Genomic DNA, 14,377 nt, shown 5'->3' on the forward strand with positions numbered 1-14,377 from the left:
AAAGATGTGTATGACATAGTTATGTCGTTTCCCCCCGAGAGACTGCTAGCATCGGACGCACTTGCATCCCGATCCGGCAACATCAGGTAGCCCATGCTCGAGACCACAGCAACGCCAAGGAAAGCACCGCTGACCCCGCCACTGGATACGCGGCACCAGGTCGAAACGCCGGAAGGCATCGACCTGCCGCTGCGCCCCGCTGGCCTGATGGTGCGCGCCGTGGCGTTCACCATCGATCTGGGGTTGCGCGGGCTGATCCTGGGGCTGCTTTTCATGTTGCTGGCGCTGCTCGGCAAACTCGGTATCGGCCTGGGCTCACTGCTGCTGTTCGTGGTGAGCTGGTGGTACATGGTGTTGTTCGAAGTGCTGCGTCAGGGCCGCTCGCCGGGCAAGCAATGGATGGGCCTGCGGGTGGTGCACGACGATGGCACGCCGGTCGGCTGGTCGGCGTCGCTGCTGCGCAACCTGCTGCGTTTTGTCGACCTGATGCCATTCGGCTATTTCCTTGGCGCCATCAGTTGCCTGCAACACCCGACCTTTAAACGCCTCGGTGACATTGCCGCCGGTACGCTGGTGATCTACAGCGAACGCCCTCTGAAGCGCCCGCAGTTGCCCGATGCCGAACCCCGCCGCTCACCGATCCCGCTGACCCTGGCTGAACAACGCGCCCTGCTCGCTTTCGCCGAACGCCAGTGTGAACTGTCGACGGCGCGAGTCAACGAACTCGCTGCATTGCTCGCTCAGCCACTGCACATCAGCGCACCGAAAGCTGTCGGCGAACTCAACGGCATTGCTCGCGGCCTGTTGGGTTCGACATGAAGCAAAGCCTTTTCGAAACCCGCCACAAGGCCGAATGGGAGCGTTTCACCCTCGCCCTCGAACGACTCGAACGCGGCAAGGACACTTCGCAGGTCGCGGAATTTCCCAAGGCCTATCGCCGACTCTGCCAGCATCTGGCCCTGGCGCAGGAACGTGGCTACAGCAGTTTTCTGGTCGACTCCTTGCAACAGCAAGTGCTGCGCGGCCATCAACAGCTTTACCGTCATCGCAGCCAGCTCGGTGCGAACGTGCTGGGTTTCATCCTGGCCGGCTTTCCACGGTTGGTGCGCGCCGAATGGCGCTTCGTGCTGGCCGCCGCCCTGTTGTTCTTCGGCAGCCTGGCCGGCTTCGGTTTGCTGGTATTCCTGTTTCCGGAGCTGGTCTACAACCTGATACCCGCCGATCAGGTCCGCGAGATGCAGAGCATGTACGACCCCGCCGCCGGCCACCTCGGGCGCTCGGCCGAACGCGCGGCGAGCGAAGACTGGGTGATGTTCGGCTACTACATCATGCACAACATCGGCATTGCCTTTCAGACCTTCGCCAGTGGTTTGCTGCTGGGAGTAGGTAGCGCGTTTTTCCTGTTCTACAACGGGCTGATCATCGGCGCGGTGGCCGGGCATCTCACAGAGATCGGCTTCGGCCAGACCTTCTGGTCATTCGTGATCGGGCACGGTGCATTCGAACTCAGCGCCATCGCCCTGGCTGGCGCGGCAGGATTGAAACTGGGCTGGGCGTTGATCGCGCCGGGACGCCTGACACGAATCGAAGCCCTGCAGATTGCAGCGCGCCAGAGCATCCTGCTGATCTGCGGCGTGATGCTGTTTCTGTCGATCGCCGCGTTTATCGAAGCCTACTGGTCGTCGCGCACCGGGGTTTCGCCGCAGACCAAATATCTGGTCGGTGCCGGGCTCTGGATTTGCGTGGCGCTCTATCTGCTGTTCGCCGGAAGGACCCGCCATGCGCCTGAGTGACGCAACCGTGGCGATCCGTCCGCGCACCACCTGGGAAGCCATGGACCTGGGCGTGCTCATGAGCCAGCAACATCGGCGCCTGCTGATGACCAGTTGGGCCATCGTCACCCTGCCGCTGTTCGTGGTGCTCAGCCTGTTGCTGTGGGATTCACCGTCACTCGCCGTGTTCATCTTCTGGTGGCTGAAACCGGCCTATGAACGCCTGCCGCTGTACATCCTCTCCAGGGCGCTGTTCGGCGAAACACCCACCTTGAAACAGGCCTTGCGCCAATGGCCGCGCCTGCTCAAGCCGCAACTCATCGCCAGCCTGACCTGGCGCCGCTTCAGCCTGAGTCGCAGCTTCCTGCTGCCTGTGCTGCAACTCGAAGGCCTCGACGGTACAGCCCGCCAGCAGCGTTTGCTGGTGTTGCTGCAACGCAATGCCGGCGCCGCGCAGTGGCTGACGATCATCGGCGTGCACCTGGAAACGGCGCTGTGGATCGGTCTGATGGTGTTGTTCTATCTGCTTCTGCCGCAACAGGTCGAAACCGATTGGGACTGGCAAAGCCTGATCTTCGCGGCCGACTACGAATGGCGCTGGCTGGAGCATCTGACCAACGCGTTCTATGCGCTGATTCTGGTGATCTGGGAACCGGTGTATGTCGCCTGCGGATTCAGCCTGTATCTTAACCGCCGCACCGTCCTCGAAGCCTGGGACATCGAGCTTGTGTTTCGTCGTTTGCGCCAGCGTTTGAACAGCAGCGTGGTCGGTCTGCTGCTGGTCGCGTGTCTGCTGTTGCCGGGCGTGCCCTCAGCCTGGGCCGCCGAGCCTGCCACTCCTCCGGATGCACCGCGTCTCCTGAACCAGCCACTGACCAGCGAGGCGTCCCGCAACAGCATCAAGGCCTTGCTCGAACAACCGCCGTTCAAGAACAAGGAAACCGTCACCCGTTATCGCTTCGGCGAAGACCCGGCGACCGCCGAAAAACCCAAGGAAGGCGAAGCACCGCAATGGTTGAAAACCCTGCTCGGCTGGCTGGACGGCCGACACCTCGACGGCCTCGCCAAGGCAATCGAAGTCGTGCTGTGGGGCGCAATGATCGCCGGGCTCGGCTGGCTGCTCTGGCGCTACCGGGATTTTCTGCAAGCGTTCGTCGGCCGCCGTCCACGCTTGCCAAAACGGAACAAAAGACCCATGCCGCAGCAGGCCTTTGGTCTGGATCTACAAAAGGAAAGCCTGCCCGAAGACATTGCCAGCCACGCGGAACAGCTCTGGCAAACCGAGCCCCGCGCGGCACTGGGTCTGCTGTACCGGGCACTGCTCAGTCATCTGCTGCATGACTTGAACCTGCCCCTGAAACCTGCCGACACCGAAAGTGAAGTGCTGGCCCGGATCGAGCAGTTACAGCGTCCGGATCTGCTCACTTATAGCCGTCACCTCACGGGCCACTGGCAGAACATGGCCTACGGCCACCGCGTACCGGCGGCGCATCTGCAACAGGAATTGTGTGATGGCTGGCGCGCCCTGTTCGGCCACGGAGTCGCCCGTTGAACCGGCGCACGCTGTGGCTGGCCGGCGCGCTGATCGTCGCCCTGCTCGGTGCGCTGGGCATTTATCTGTATCTCAAGGCCACGCCTTACCAGGCCGAAGTCGATCACGGCCCGTCCCCCGCTGCGCAAGCCAATCCTTATCTGGCGGCGGAGATGTTTCTGCGCGAGCGCGGGATCGAAGTCACTCACGCAGAAAGCCTCGCCGTGTTGCCCGACATCGATCCGCGCCAGCACACACTGCTGATGTTCAACGACCGCTCGAAATTGACTCCGCGTCAGGTCGATCAGGTTCTGAACTGGGCCCGGGCCGGCGGAAGGCTGGTGTTCGTCGCCGAATCGATCTGGGATGAAAAGACCGGCCAGAGCAACGACCTGCTGCTCGACCGCGTGCAACTGCATCAATCCTTCAGCAAGGATCTCAAGGATCCACCGCCGGATACCGACGCTGATCCCTGGCCCGATCTGACCAAGCTCTATCTGGAAGACGAAGACGCCCCCGCCTATGCGGGTTTCGACACCGCGTTCCACCTCGACGACCCGAAAAACCTCGCACAGGCCTGGGCCAACAGCGCGAAAGCCACGCACATGATGCAACTGGCTTTCGGCCTCGGCACGATCACCGTGGTCACCGATGCCGATCTGTGGAAAACCCCGGCCATTGCGCAGCACGACAATGCCTGGCTGCTCTGGTACCTCAGCGCCGACACCGCCGTGACCTTGTTGTACAACACCGAACACGACGGTCTGCTGACCCTGCTCTGGCGCTATTTCCCGCAAGCCATCGTCGCCCTGCTGGCGCTGATCGGTCTGTGGCTGTGGCATGTCGGCGTGCGTCATGGCCCAGTGCAGGCGCCCGCCCCGAGCGGTCGTCGACAGTTGATGGAACACCTGCGCGCCAGTGCCGATTTCATCCTGCGCCACAACGGTCAACAGACCTTGCTGCAAGCCTTGCAGCAGGACGTCCTGCGCCGCGCCCGTCACCGACATCCCGGTTTCGACCAACTGAACGTCGCCGAACAATGGCTGGCCCTGTCACGCCTGACCCGCCAGTCGACCCGTGCCATCAGCCAGGCCCTGAGCCCGGCACCGAAGCGGCGCCTGTCCAGCGCCGAATTCTGCCGTCAGGTCGCCCACCTGCAAGCCTTGAGGAACACGCTATGACCGAACACATCGAACCCGGCTCGCCCGGCCACGCGGCCCAGCAACGCCAGCGCGCCAGCCAGTTGGCCCAAACGGTGCGGGGTGAATTGCAGAAGGCGCTGATCGGCCAGAACCCGGTGATCGACGACGTGCTGACCGCGCTGATCGCCGGCGGCCACGTGCTGCTCGAAGGCGTTCCCGGCCTTGGCAAAACTCTGCTGGTCCGCGCCCTGGCCAAATGCTTCGGTGGCGAGTTCGCGCGCATCCAGTTCACCCCGGACCTGATGCCCAGCGACGTCACCGGCCACGCGGTCTACGACCTGCAGACCGAACAGTTCAAACTGCGCAAAGGCCCGCTGTTCACCAACCTGTTGCTGGCCGACGAGATCAACCGCGCCCCGGCCAAGACTCAAGCCGCCCTGCTCGAAGCGATGCAGGAACGTCAGGTCACCCTCGAAGGACGGCCACTGCCGATCGCCCAGCCGTTCATGGTGCTCGCCACGCAAAACCCGATCGAACAGGAAGGCACCTATCCGCTGCCGGAAGCCGAACTCGACCGTTTCATGCTCAAGGTGCGCATGGATTACCCCGACGCCGATCAGGAGCTGGACATGGTGCGTCAGGTCAGCCGCTCGACCCGCGCCGACATGCTGGACGTGCAACCACTGCGCACCGTGTTGCAGGCCAAGGACGTGCAAGCCCTGCAACGCATCGCCAGTGATTTGCCGCTGGACGATCAAGTGCTCGAATACGCCGTGCGTCTGGCCCGCAGCACCCGTACCTGGCCGGGGCTGACCCTCGGCGCCGGGCCACGGGCCTCCATTGCCCTGGTGCGCTGCGCCCGCGCCCGCGCCTTGTTGCGTGGTGGCGAGTTCGTGATTCCCGACGACATCAAGGGTTGCGCGCTGGCAGTGTTGCGCCATCGCGTACGGCTTGCACCGGAGCTGGATATCGAAGGGCTGCAAGTCGATCAAGTCCTTCAGCAACTGCTCGACCAAGTACCGGCGCCGCGCCTGTGAAACCCTCGCGCCTGCTGTTGATCTGGCTGGCGATCCTGCTGGCCATCGGCATTGCGCTGGGCGCGTTGCAGGCGCTGGACGTCGAGGTGCCATCGAGCCTGCTGTCGATCAACTGGGGATTGTTGCTGGCGCTGTTTGCGCTGAGCTTGCTGGACGCGCTGCGCCTCAGGCGCCTGCCCTCGCCCCACGTACAACGACAGATGCCCGGCAGCCTGGCGCTCGGTCGCTGGAGCGAAATCCGGCTGGAAGTCGAACATGATTTCGACCAACCACTGGCCATACAAATCTTCGACCATGTCCCCGATGGCCTGAGTTTCGAAAACCTGCCACTCGACACCGAGCTACAACCCGGCCAACGCAGCCTGATCGGCTATCGCCTGCGCCCGCTCAAACGCGGCCACTTCACCTTCGACACCTGCGAACTCAATCTGCCGAGTCCCTTCGGCCTGTGGTCCGGCAAACGCCTGCTGAACATCACCGACCACACCCGCGTCTACCCCGACTTCGCCCGCCTCTACGGCGGCCAGTTGCTGGCGGTCGACAACTGGCTCAGCCAGCTCGGCGTACGTCAGCGCCAACGTCGTGGCCAGGGGATGGAATTCCACCAACTGCGGGAATTTCGCGAAGGAGACAGCCTGCGCCAGATCGACTGGAAAGCCACCGCCCGCCACCGAACACCGATTGCCCGGGAGTACGAAGACGAGCGGGATCAGCAGATCATCTTCATGCTCGATTGCGGGCGGCAGATGCGCAGTCAGGATGGGGAGCTGTCGCATTTTGATCATGCGTTGAATGCGTGTTTGCTGTTGAGTTACGTGGCGTTGCGGCAAGGGGATGCAGTGGGGTTGATGACCTTTGCCAGTGATCAGCCGCGGTTTATTGCACCGGTCAAAGGTGCGGGGCAGCTCAAGGTGTTGCTCAACAGTGTTTACGATCTGGATAGCACGCGACGTTCGGCGGATTATCCGGCGGCGGTGAATCAGTTGCTGGCGAGGCAGAAGCGTCGGGCGCTGGTCATATTGATGACCAACCTTCGTGATGAGGATGATGAAGATCTACTGAGCGCCATCAAACACTTGAGCCAACAGCATCAGGTGCTGGTTCTCTGTATACGCGAGGAAGCCTTTGATCCTTCGCAACTGGCGACAGTGCAAACCTTGCAGGAAGCGCTTGCTTACTGCGCGACTGTGGATTACCTGAACGCCCGAGCTACAGTTCATCAGCGCTTGGACGCTCAGGGGATAGTAGTGCTGGACACCCGTCCCGAACGATTGGGCGCAGAGCTCGTATCTCTATATCTGAACTGGAAAAAATCTGGAGCGCTCTGCTAACACTTTGTGAAATTCACACGGGGGGGGCCAGATTAAAATTAGGAAAATCAAAAGTTCTAAACAATAAGCTGGCTCAGTTCACCCGCGGAGCATCACAAGCTGATGCAGCTCACCAGTTGAGTAGAAGTCGCTATCCAACTAACACTCGCAAATGCCACTGCTATGCTTGGTTTTTTGCAAAAAGGAGCCTAAAAATGGCCGCTCAATACTCTCTATCAGACGTGCTGGAAAGGATGTATCAGAATCAACTTGGCTTGGAAGCCGCTCTGATGGAGTTAGTACTCCAAGTCGAAGCACAGGGAATGGTGGAGACCGGAAACAACGTCCGAGAAGCACTTTTTACAATTGGAGAAAACGCTGGCTTCATCAAGCAAGGTTTGGCCAAGCTGAAGGGAAAACGTCCCAGCTAAAAGCTTTCTGGCTTTCACCTATGTCCAAGATCTTTTGATGTATTTCTTCTACGCTTCGTGCCCTCTAAAACCAATCATTAACTGGGGGTTTTCTTACAGATCGGTTCTTAAAAAACTCCCTTTGCCTACGACTACACTAGCCCTGCCCCACGTGTAAAAAACCTCAAAATACATGCAAAACTGTTGTTCTCTCGCTTTTTGTGGACAACAAAAAAACGGTGGAATTGAGGCTACAACATGTGACGCTTTTGCCTACATGTAAGCGCGAATCCGCTGGCTTGTGCACCTTGGCGTTGCCCCGTAACTTGATCCCCGTCGCTGCCAATCAGCGGCCGGGTTTAGTCGCCCGAGGTAAGATAGGTTTGCAAACGCATCGTCCAGTCGGGTATTCCCTATCCCTGCACTCGATGGTGGCTGTGAGCAGGGTGCCCCCGGGCACGCCGGAAAAAGCCTACTTCCCCGGTCGACTAACCTGCTTACAGCTGCCACCCCCTCGTTTAGTCGCGAAGCGGTAACAGCCCAACTTATTAGGAAGTTAGGTATGTTCAAAGCAACACCAAATCCGCCTTCGGATATCGATCCAACTGACAAGACTGATCAGACCGATCCAATCTCCCCCTATGCCTCCGTCGATTCAAAAAAACTCCACGACGCGGCTCATCGGGCCCTCGACTTCTACCTCAACCCCAAAGCTGAAAAATCACGCAATTCCGTGGATCGTGGCATGCAGATGTTCAAGGTCGATCCGGACATCAACCCAGAAGCCATCGCCATCCAAACCTACGAAACCTTTTCCTCGGTCAGCATTCTGTTGCTGGATCTGGCAGACAGCCTGGACGACAAGCCGAGGCATCTGGCGATGGCGATCTATCAGTTGAGTGAGTTAGGGTTGTTGCTGGTGGAGAAGACACTGGATAACGAACGGGCGATTGCAATAAAAGAGTAAGAAAAAAGGGCCACAACCTTCAGCAGGTTGTGGCCCTTTTGGTTTTCAGGCCGAGGCCGGCAACGGCTGAAAGCTGAAGTACTGCTTCAACGCCTCGACCAGCTGCCCATACTCGGGCGGCGTCCGGTACAGGCTGAAGCCGGCGTCGTAGTGTCGGGGGGTCGCGTCTTCGTGGCACCACAGGCAGCACGCCGTCAGGTCGATGACCTGCTGACAGCCCTCGCCCAAGGGGATTTTCAGGCGCAAGTTGAACTCGGCACCGATCATCATCGGCAACTGGCTGATGAGCATCAAACCGTCTTCGGACACGTTGCCCAGAAAACCGATGGGTTTGTCGGTGACTCTGTTGAACACTCGCAGAAAATACGGCAGCTGATGTCGTTCGATTCGACGGTCGGTAAACATACGCAGTTCGCCATGCAAGGCTCTATCACAGAGCCGCACTCTCGCTTCGGAACGGGACTGTGCGTCAGACCCGCTCTCCCCACTCCCGGTGTGGTGCTCGCCAAGTGCATCTCACGCCAGTCGCAGGTGTTGCGCCGATACCGATATCGATCTGCACCGGTGTCATTCGACTATAGCTCACCCTATACAAGCAGCCAGCTTCTGTATGACAACCGCCATCAGAAGCGGGTTGGACGTACCACGGCCGCTGCACTGCGAGTCGGGTAGTGACCCAGGCTCTGCAGGGTTTCCAGACGCGCGCGGGCGCGGTAGGCATATTCGCTGTCGGGGTATGAGGCGATGATGAACTGGTAGGTCTGCGCCGCATCGACGAACATTTTCTGCCGCTCGAGGCACTGGCCGCGCATCATCGACACTTCCGGCCACACGTAAGGCCGGGCGCGGCTGGCGCGTTCGACCTTGGACAGTTCGAGCATCACCTGCTCGCAATTGCCGCGGTCGTAGGCGCTGTAGGCGTTGTTCAGATGATGGTTCATCGACCAACGGGTGCAGCCCGAAGCGGCGAGGACGCTGAGGGCAAGGGCGGCAATGGGCACGAATCGCATGGGGGGTTCTCCTGTCTTGTGCTCTGTATCGACCCCTGGTCGGAAATCTTCAGGCGCGTTTGTCCCAAAGTTGCCGTGTTCAATAAAGAAAGTATTAAGTAGTGCAAACGAACAATGACTACACCCCAAGAGCATAGTAGCCTTCGCTGGCGCTTGAACCTGAGGAGTCTTTGCATGTCCGTCCGTCGTACCAAAATCGTCGCTACCCTTGGCCCGGCCAGTAACTCGCCGGAAGTTCTCGAACAGCTGATTCTGGCTGGCCTGGACGTCGCCCGTCTGAACTTCTCCCACGGCACCCCCGACGAGCACAAGGCTCGCGCGAAGCTGGTGCGTGACCTCGCTGCCAAGCACGGCCGCTTTGTCGCCCTGCTGGGTGACCTGCAAGGCCCGAAAATCCGTATCGCCAAATTCGCCAACAAGCGCATCGAGCTGAAGATCGGTGACAAGTTCACCTTCTCCACCAGCCATCCGCTGACCGAAGGCAACCAGCAAGTAGTCGGCATCGATTACCCGGACCTGGTCAAGGACTGCGGCGTGGGCGACGAGCTGCTGCTCGACGACGGACGCGTGGTCATGCGCGTTGAAACCGCCACTGCGACCGAGCTGAACTGCGTCGTGACCATCGGCGGTCCGCTGTCCGACCACAAAGGCATCAACCGTCGCGGTGGCGGCCTGACCGCGCCGGCCCTGACTGAAAAAGACAAGGCCGACATCAAGCTCGCCGCCGAAATGGAAGTCGACTACCTCGCCGTGTCCTTCCCGCGTGACGCCGCCGACATGAACTACGCCCGTCAACTGCGCGACGAAGCCGGCGGCACTGCCTGGCTGGTGGCGAAGATCGAACGCGCCGAAGCCGTGGCCGACGACGAAACCCTCGACGGCCTGATCAAGGCTTCCGACGCCGTAATGGTTGCCCGTGGTGACCTGGGCGTGGAAATCGGCGACGCTGAACTGGTGGGCATCCAGAAGAAAATCATTCTGCACGCACGCCGCCACAACAAGGCGGTGATCGTGGCGACCCAGATGATGGAGTCGATGATCCAGAACCCGATGCCGACCCGCGCCGAAGTATCCGACGTGGCCAACGCCGTGCTCGACTACACCGACGCCGTGATGCTGTCTGCCGAATCCGCTGCCGGTGCTTATCCGCTGGAAGCCGTGCAGGCAATGGCGCGCATCTGCGTCGGCGCTGAAAAGCACCCGACCAGCAAGACTTCCAGCCACCGTATCGGTAAAGAGTTCGAGCGCTGCGACGAGAGCATCGCGCTGGCGACCATGTACACCGCCAACCACTTCCCGGGCGTCAAGGCGATCATCGCGCTGACCGAAAGCGGCTACACCCCGCTGATCATGTCGCGTATCCGTTCGTCGGTGCCGATCTACTGCTTCACCCCGCACCGCGAAGCCCAGGCCCGCGCGGCGATGTTCCGTGGCGTCTACACCGTGCCGTTCGACCCGGCTTCGCTGGCACCGAACGAAGTCAGCCAGAAGGCCATCGACGAGCTGGTCAAGCGCGGCGTGGTGGAAAAAGGCGACTGGGTCATCCTGACCAAGGGCGACAGCTACCACACCACCGGCGGCACCAACGGCATGAAGATCCTGCACGTGGGCGACCCGCAGGTCTGAGTGACTGGTTGCTGTAAATGAAAAGCCCCGCCATGTGAATGGCGGGGCTTTTTCATTTCTGGGTTGGATTTTGTGTTGGGCTTTAGATCGTCCCCCCTCACCCCAGCCCTCTCCCCCAGGGGGGCGAGGGGGAAAGGGAGCCGATCGGGGGACCTTTCAAAATAGGCGTTCGGCTCAATTCAGATACTGATTTCGGCGATTACAGATCCTGAGTTCAGCTCAATCTTTCAGGTCGATACAGCATGCCAGAACACCTCGGTCGGCTCCCTCTCCCTCCGGGAGAGGGCTGGGGTGAGGGTAAGCTTTTCAATGCCGTTTGATGAACCCCGTCAACGCCGCCAACGCCTCCGGCGACCTCAGCCGCTGGGTAAACAGGGCGCCCTCCTCCTCGATCACCTTGCGAATCAACTCTCGATCCGGCGCCCGCATCAACTGCTTGCTTATCCGCACCGCTTCAGCCGGCAACTCGTCAAACCGTAGCGCCATCTCCCGCGCCTTGGCTAACGCGGCTTCGCCACTGTCCAGCGCCTCGGTCGCGATCCCCCATTGCGCCGCTTGTTCACCGGTGAAGCCTTCACCCAGCAGCAACAGTTCCGACGCTTTGGCCTGCCCGAGCAATCGCGGCAGGATCAGGCTGGAACCGAACTCCGGGCACAACCCGAGATTGACGAACGGCATGCGCAACCGTGCATCCCGCGCCACATAAACCAGATCGCAATGCAGCAACAGCGTCGTGCCGATCCCCACCGCCGCCCCGGCCACGGCGGCGATCACCGGTTTGCGGCATTCGAGCAGTTCGAGCATGAAATGAAACACCGGGCTGTCGAGGTCGCTCGGCGGTTGCTGGATGAAGTCGGCGATGTCGTTGCCGGCGGTGAAGCACTCGGCGCTGCCGGTGATCAGCACGGCGTTGATTTCCGGGTCGCGATCGGCCTGTTTCAGCGCCTCGGCCAACTGGCTGTACATGGCGCGGGTCAGGGCGTTTTTCTTGTCCGGGCGGTTGAGACGCAGGGTCAGCAAACCGCGTTCGCGGTGCAGCAGGATGGCTTCGGGCATGGCAGGTCTCGCGTCTGAGAATTCAGCGCTCAACCACGGCTCAGGAAGACATCGGCCAGCAGTTGATTGCGCGGCAGTCCGGCCAGGAACAGACGCTTGGCAAACGCGTCGACGCTGGCAGTCGAGCCGCAGACTAAAGCCAGGGTTTGTCGGGAGACAAGGCGCAGTTGCGCCAAAGCGCCCGGCAACTCGGCCGCCGTCCAGCATTCGACGCTGAGGTTTTCCCGCTGCGCAACGAGTGCGGCGAGGGGTTTGGCCAGGTAATGCCCGTCGGCATCATGAGCCAGGTGAATGACGCGAATGGCGCCCCGATGATCGTGACGCAAGGCTTCGCGCAACACGCCGAACAACGGGCCGAGGCCGGTGCCGGCGGCGAGCAGCCACAGCGGCCGGTCGTGCCAGTCCGGGTCGTAATGCAGCGCGCCGCCGCGCAGTTCACCGAGGCGGATCGGGTCGCCGATCTGCAAGCGTCGCGCAGCATCGCTGAATTCGCCGGGCTGGCGGCAATCGAGGTGGAACTCTAGAAAGCGGTCTTCCTCCGGCAGGCTCGCCAGCGAATACGGCCGCGCAATCTGGCCGGCCCACAGCACCAGATGCTGGCCGGCGCTGTAGCGCAACGGCCGCTGGGGTGTCAGGCGCAATCGCAGCACGCCGTCGCCGAGCCAGTCCAGCGCCTCGACCGTGGCCGGGCGACCGTCGGTGACGGGATCGAAAGTGTGCACCTGCAAGTCCTCGATGACCTGACACTGGCAGGCCAGCCGCCAACCCTGATCACGCTGTTCGGCGCTCAGGGCATCGGGGCGACTGTCAGCAGGCAAACCCTGCACGCATTGCACCAGGCATGCGTGGCAACTGCCGGCGCGACAGCTGTAAGGCACCGCCACTCCGTTCTGATTGAGGGCATCGAGCAAGTTGCTGCCCGCGGCCACCGACCACTGTCGTTCACCGACCCGCAGTTCAGGCATTGAGGTTCTCCCACGCCGCTGCGCAACGGTTGCGCCCGTCACGCTTGGCCCGGTACAGCGCCTGATCGGCGCGCTGCAAGGCTTCGTCCAGATCGTCGCCCAATTCCAGCAGGGTCATGCCGGCCGAAAGACTCAGGTTTTTCACATTCAGGCCCACCAGTTCAACGTCGGTGAAAGCGATGCGCAGGCGTTCGCAACAGGCGGTCAGGCGCTCGGCGTTGCAATCGGGCAGCAGCACCACGAATTCTTCACCACCATAACGCGCCAGCACGTCGCCGTCGCGCAGACAGGCACCGGCCACGCCGGCGAACGCCTGCAAAACCTGATCGCCGGCAGCATGGCCGTGCAGGTCGTTGATACGTTTGAAGTGGTCAAGGTCGATGAGCGCCAGACCATGCACGACGTCGGCTTCCATCGCATTCAACTCGCGGGTGGCCAGGCGCAGGAAATGCCGGCGGTTGAACAGCCCGGTCAGTTCGTCGGTGGCCACCAGATCCTCGAGCTGGCGCATCATCCCGCGCAAGGTGTCCTGATGCGCCTGCAAGGCAAAGCGGCGCTGGCGCATGCGTTGCCGTGAGGTCTGGACGAAGCGTGCGTAGATCACCAGCCAGGCCAGCACGATCAGCAGAATGCAGGCCTGCAAGGCAGACAGCGCCGGATCGTGCAGCCGGAAGTGGTAACCGTCCCACAGCGTGATGGCGCAGAAGCTGAAAAACACCAGCATCGCGCAGCGCACGAAGGCCCGCCGCGACAGATGAAACAGGCCGAACAGCAGGATCAGCACATAGAAGACCAGGAACTCGCCCCGGGCTTCTTGCAGATGCGCGATCAGCCACGTCTGCCAGCCGAGGCCGAGCAGCACTTGCGCTTCGGTCAGGCTCGGGTCGGAGAAGCGCAGGTTGGCGCCCGAGAAAAACACCGCGAACAGGATCGCCTGGCTGATGACCACCAGGGCACTGCCGACGGCGACGCCTGCCAGCGAATCTTCGTAGTGTCCGGTGAAATACGCCAGCCACAGCAGCAGCAAGGCCAATCCGTAGGTGGCTGCAGCGAGGGCGAAGCGTTTGAGCAAAAGACGTTGAATGGCGTTATGGGTCAATCGTTGACTCACCGTGCGATAAGAGGCTGACCGAGTGTCCTACTCTACAGACCGGCTGCCACTTTAGTGGCCCAGTCGATAAATGACCATTGATTTTCGGGCCGGATATTTGGCGTCAAAGGCATGACCTGCGCGTACCGCCAAAAGCCCCCTCACCCTAGCCCTCTCCCGGAGGGAGAGGGGACTGACCGTGATATTTTGTCGGATTTCGGCATCCTGAAATATCGCGTCGGACGCAGCTTTCAAGTACGACACAAATCAGCTCCCTCTCCCCCCGGGAGAGGGTCGGGGTGAGGGCAGCGGCCTAAAAGTGCAAACAATGACTCCAGAAATTCCCCGAACGATGCGACCAACGAATGACTACCGGCGCGTGTCACCACCCGGGAGGCGCGGTATACTGCCGCGCCTTTTTAGCGTCGCGCCAGCAGCCCCGGCGTGCCTTGAAAGGTGTC

The 14,377-nt window shown here is 61.2% G+C and carries 14 protein-coding genes; 9 read left to right on the forward strand and 5 right to left on the reverse strand.

What is annotated here, in order from left to right; translation table 11 throughout:
* The first annotated feature begins 93 nt into the window (after positions 1-93).
* From QR290_RS23180 to QR290_RS23215, 8 genes are all read left to right on the forward strand, one after another.
* Positions 94-819 (forward strand): RDD family protein, encoded by a 726-nt coding sequence (locus QR290_RS23180; protein WP_115079004.1) that lies wholly within the window; start codon positions 94-96, stop codon positions 817-819.
* Positions 816-1,793: a stage II sporulation protein M gene (locus tag QR290_RS23185; RefSeq protein ID WP_289203696.1), complete on the forward strand. Its 978-nt coding sequence runs from the start codon at positions 816-818 to the stop codon at positions 1,791-1,793. Before QR290_RS23180 ends, QR290_RS23185 begins: the two co-directional genes overlap by 4 nt.
* Entirely contained in the window at positions 1,780-3,324 is a 1,545-nt protein-coding gene (locus tag QR290_RS23190; protein WP_289203697.1) for a DUF4129 domain-containing protein, read from the forward strand. Before QR290_RS23185 ends, QR290_RS23190 begins: the two co-directional genes overlap by 14 nt.
* A complete protein-coding gene (locus QR290_RS23195) occupies positions 3,321-4,484 on the forward strand; it encodes a DUF4350 domain-containing protein (protein WP_289203698.1) in 1,164 nt (387 codons plus the stop codon). The genes QR290_RS23190 and QR290_RS23195 overlap by 4 nt, the downstream gene beginning before the upstream one ends.
* A complete protein-coding gene (locus tag QR290_RS23200; RefSeq protein ID WP_289203699.1) occupies positions 4,481-5,482 on the forward strand; it encodes an AAA family ATPase in 1,002 nt (333 codons plus the stop codon). Before QR290_RS23195 ends, QR290_RS23200 begins: the two co-directional genes overlap by 4 nt.
* On the forward strand, positions 5,479-6,813 hold the full coding sequence (locus QR290_RS23205) for a DUF58 domain-containing protein (RefSeq protein ID WP_289203700.1): 1,335 nt from the start codon (positions 5,479-5,481) through the stop codon (positions 6,811-6,813). The genes QR290_RS23200 and QR290_RS23205 overlap by 4 nt, the downstream gene beginning before the upstream one ends.
* 194 nt (positions 6,814-7,007) lie before the next feature.
* Positions 7,008-7,223, forward strand: coding sequence for a hypothetical protein (locus tag QR290_RS23210; RefSeq protein WP_115079009.1), 216 nt, complete (start codon positions 7,008-7,010; stop codon positions 7,221-7,223).
* Between the two features lie 541 nt (positions 7,224-7,764).
* A complete protein-coding gene (locus tag QR290_RS23215; protein ID WP_115079010.1) occupies positions 7,765-8,169 on the forward strand; it encodes a DUF6124 family protein in 405 nt (134 codons plus the stop codon).
* 45 nt (positions 8,170-8,214) lie between these two features.
* On the opposite strand, the gene QR290_RS23220 is transcribed toward QR290_RS23215, so the two are convergent.
* Entirely contained in the window at positions 8,215-8,574 is a 360-nt protein-coding gene (locus QR290_RS23220) for a PilZ domain-containing protein (RefSeq protein WP_108563106.1), read from the reverse strand.
* 218 nt (positions 8,575-8,792) lie between these two features.
* Positions 8,793-9,179, reverse strand: a complete 387-nt coding sequence (locus tag QR290_RS23225; RefSeq protein WP_039765946.1) for a tetratricopeptide repeat protein — start codon at positions 9,177-9,179, stop codon at positions 8,793-8,795.
* 174 nt (positions 9,180-9,353) lie between these two features.
* On the opposite strand from QR290_RS23225, the gene pyk reads away from it, so the two are divergent.
* Complete coding sequence (gene pyk, locus QR290_RS23230) at positions 9,354-10,805, forward strand: pyruvate kinase (RefSeq protein ID WP_085697206.1); 1,452 nt, start codon at positions 9,354-9,356, stop codon at positions 10,803-10,805.
* 306 nt (positions 10,806-11,111) lie between these two features.
* Here the strand turns inward: pyk and QR290_RS23235 are convergent, their stop codons facing one another.
* The 3 genes from QR290_RS23235 to QR290_RS23245 are packed head-to-tail and all read right to left on the reverse strand — an operon-like array spanning position 11,112 to position 13,925.
* Positions 11,112-11,861, reverse strand: a complete 750-nt coding sequence (locus tag QR290_RS23235) for an enoyl-CoA hydratase-related protein (protein WP_289203701.1) — start codon at positions 11,859-11,861, stop codon at positions 11,112-11,114.
* A gap of 29 nt (positions 11,862-11,890) precedes the next feature.
* On the reverse strand, positions 11,891-12,826 hold the full coding sequence (locus QR290_RS23240) for an iron-sulfur-binding ferredoxin reductase (RefSeq protein ID WP_289203702.1): 936 nt from the start codon (positions 12,824-12,826) through the stop codon (positions 11,891-11,893).
* Positions 12,819-13,925, reverse strand: coding sequence for a GGDEF domain-containing protein (locus tag QR290_RS23245; RefSeq protein WP_289203703.1), 1,107 nt, complete (start codon positions 13,923-13,925; stop codon positions 12,819-12,821). The genes QR290_RS23240 and QR290_RS23245 overlap by 8 nt, the downstream gene beginning before the upstream one ends.
* Positions 13,926-14,377 lie beyond the last annotated feature (452 nt).

Origin of the sequence: Pseudomonas fluorescens, assembly GCF_030344995.1 — a bacterium.
In the GTDB taxonomy this organism is placed as follows: Bacteria; Pseudomonadota; Gammaproteobacteria; order Pseudomonadales; family Pseudomonadaceae; genus Aquipseudomonas; species Aquipseudomonas fluorescens_BF.

Excerpts from the sequence above, each read along its gene's own strand:
- QR290_RS23210 (WP_115079009.1), top strand. The coding sequence starts at position 7,008 with ATGGCCGCTCAATACTCTCTATCAGACGTGCTGGAAAGGATGTATCAG.
- QR290_RS23180 (WP_115079004.1), top strand. The coding sequence starts at position 94 with ATGCTCGAGACCACAGCAACGCCAAGGAAAGCACCGCTGACCCCGCCA.
- QR290_RS23190 (WP_289203697.1), top strand. The coding sequence starts at position 1,780 with ATGCGCCTGAGTGACGCAACCGTGGCGATCCGTCCGCGCACCACCTGG.
- QR290_RS23185 (WP_289203696.1), top strand. The coding sequence starts at position 816 with ATGAAGCAAAGCCTTTTCGAAACCCGCCACAAGGCCGAATGGGAGCGT.
- QR290_RS23215 (WP_115079010.1), top strand. The coding sequence starts at position 7,765 with ATGTTCAAAGCAACACCAAATCCGCCTTCGGATATCGATCCAACTGAC.
- QR290_RS23225 (WP_039765946.1), bottom strand. The coding sequence starts at position 9,179 with ATGCGATTCGTGCCCATTGCCGCCCTTGCCCTCAGCGTCCTCGCCGCT.
- QR290_RS23240 (WP_289203702.1), bottom strand. The coding sequence starts at position 12,826 with ATGCCTGAACTGCGGGTCGGTGAACGACAGTGGTCGGTGGCCGCGGGC.
- pyk (WP_085697206.1), top strand. The coding sequence starts at position 9,354 with ATGTCCGTCCGTCGTACCAAAATCGTCGCTACCCTTGGCCCGGCCAGT.
- QR290_RS23220 (WP_108563106.1), bottom strand. The coding sequence starts at position 8,574 with ATGTTTACCGACCGTCGAATCGAACGACATCAGCTGCCGTATTTTCTG.
- QR290_RS23200 (WP_289203699.1), top strand. The coding sequence starts at position 4,481 with ATGACCGAACACATCGAACCCGGCTCGCCCGGCCACGCGGCCCAGCAA.
- QR290_RS23235 (WP_289203701.1), bottom strand. The coding sequence starts at position 11,861 with ATGCCCGAAGCCATCCTGCTGCACCGCGAACGCGGTTTGCTGACCCTG.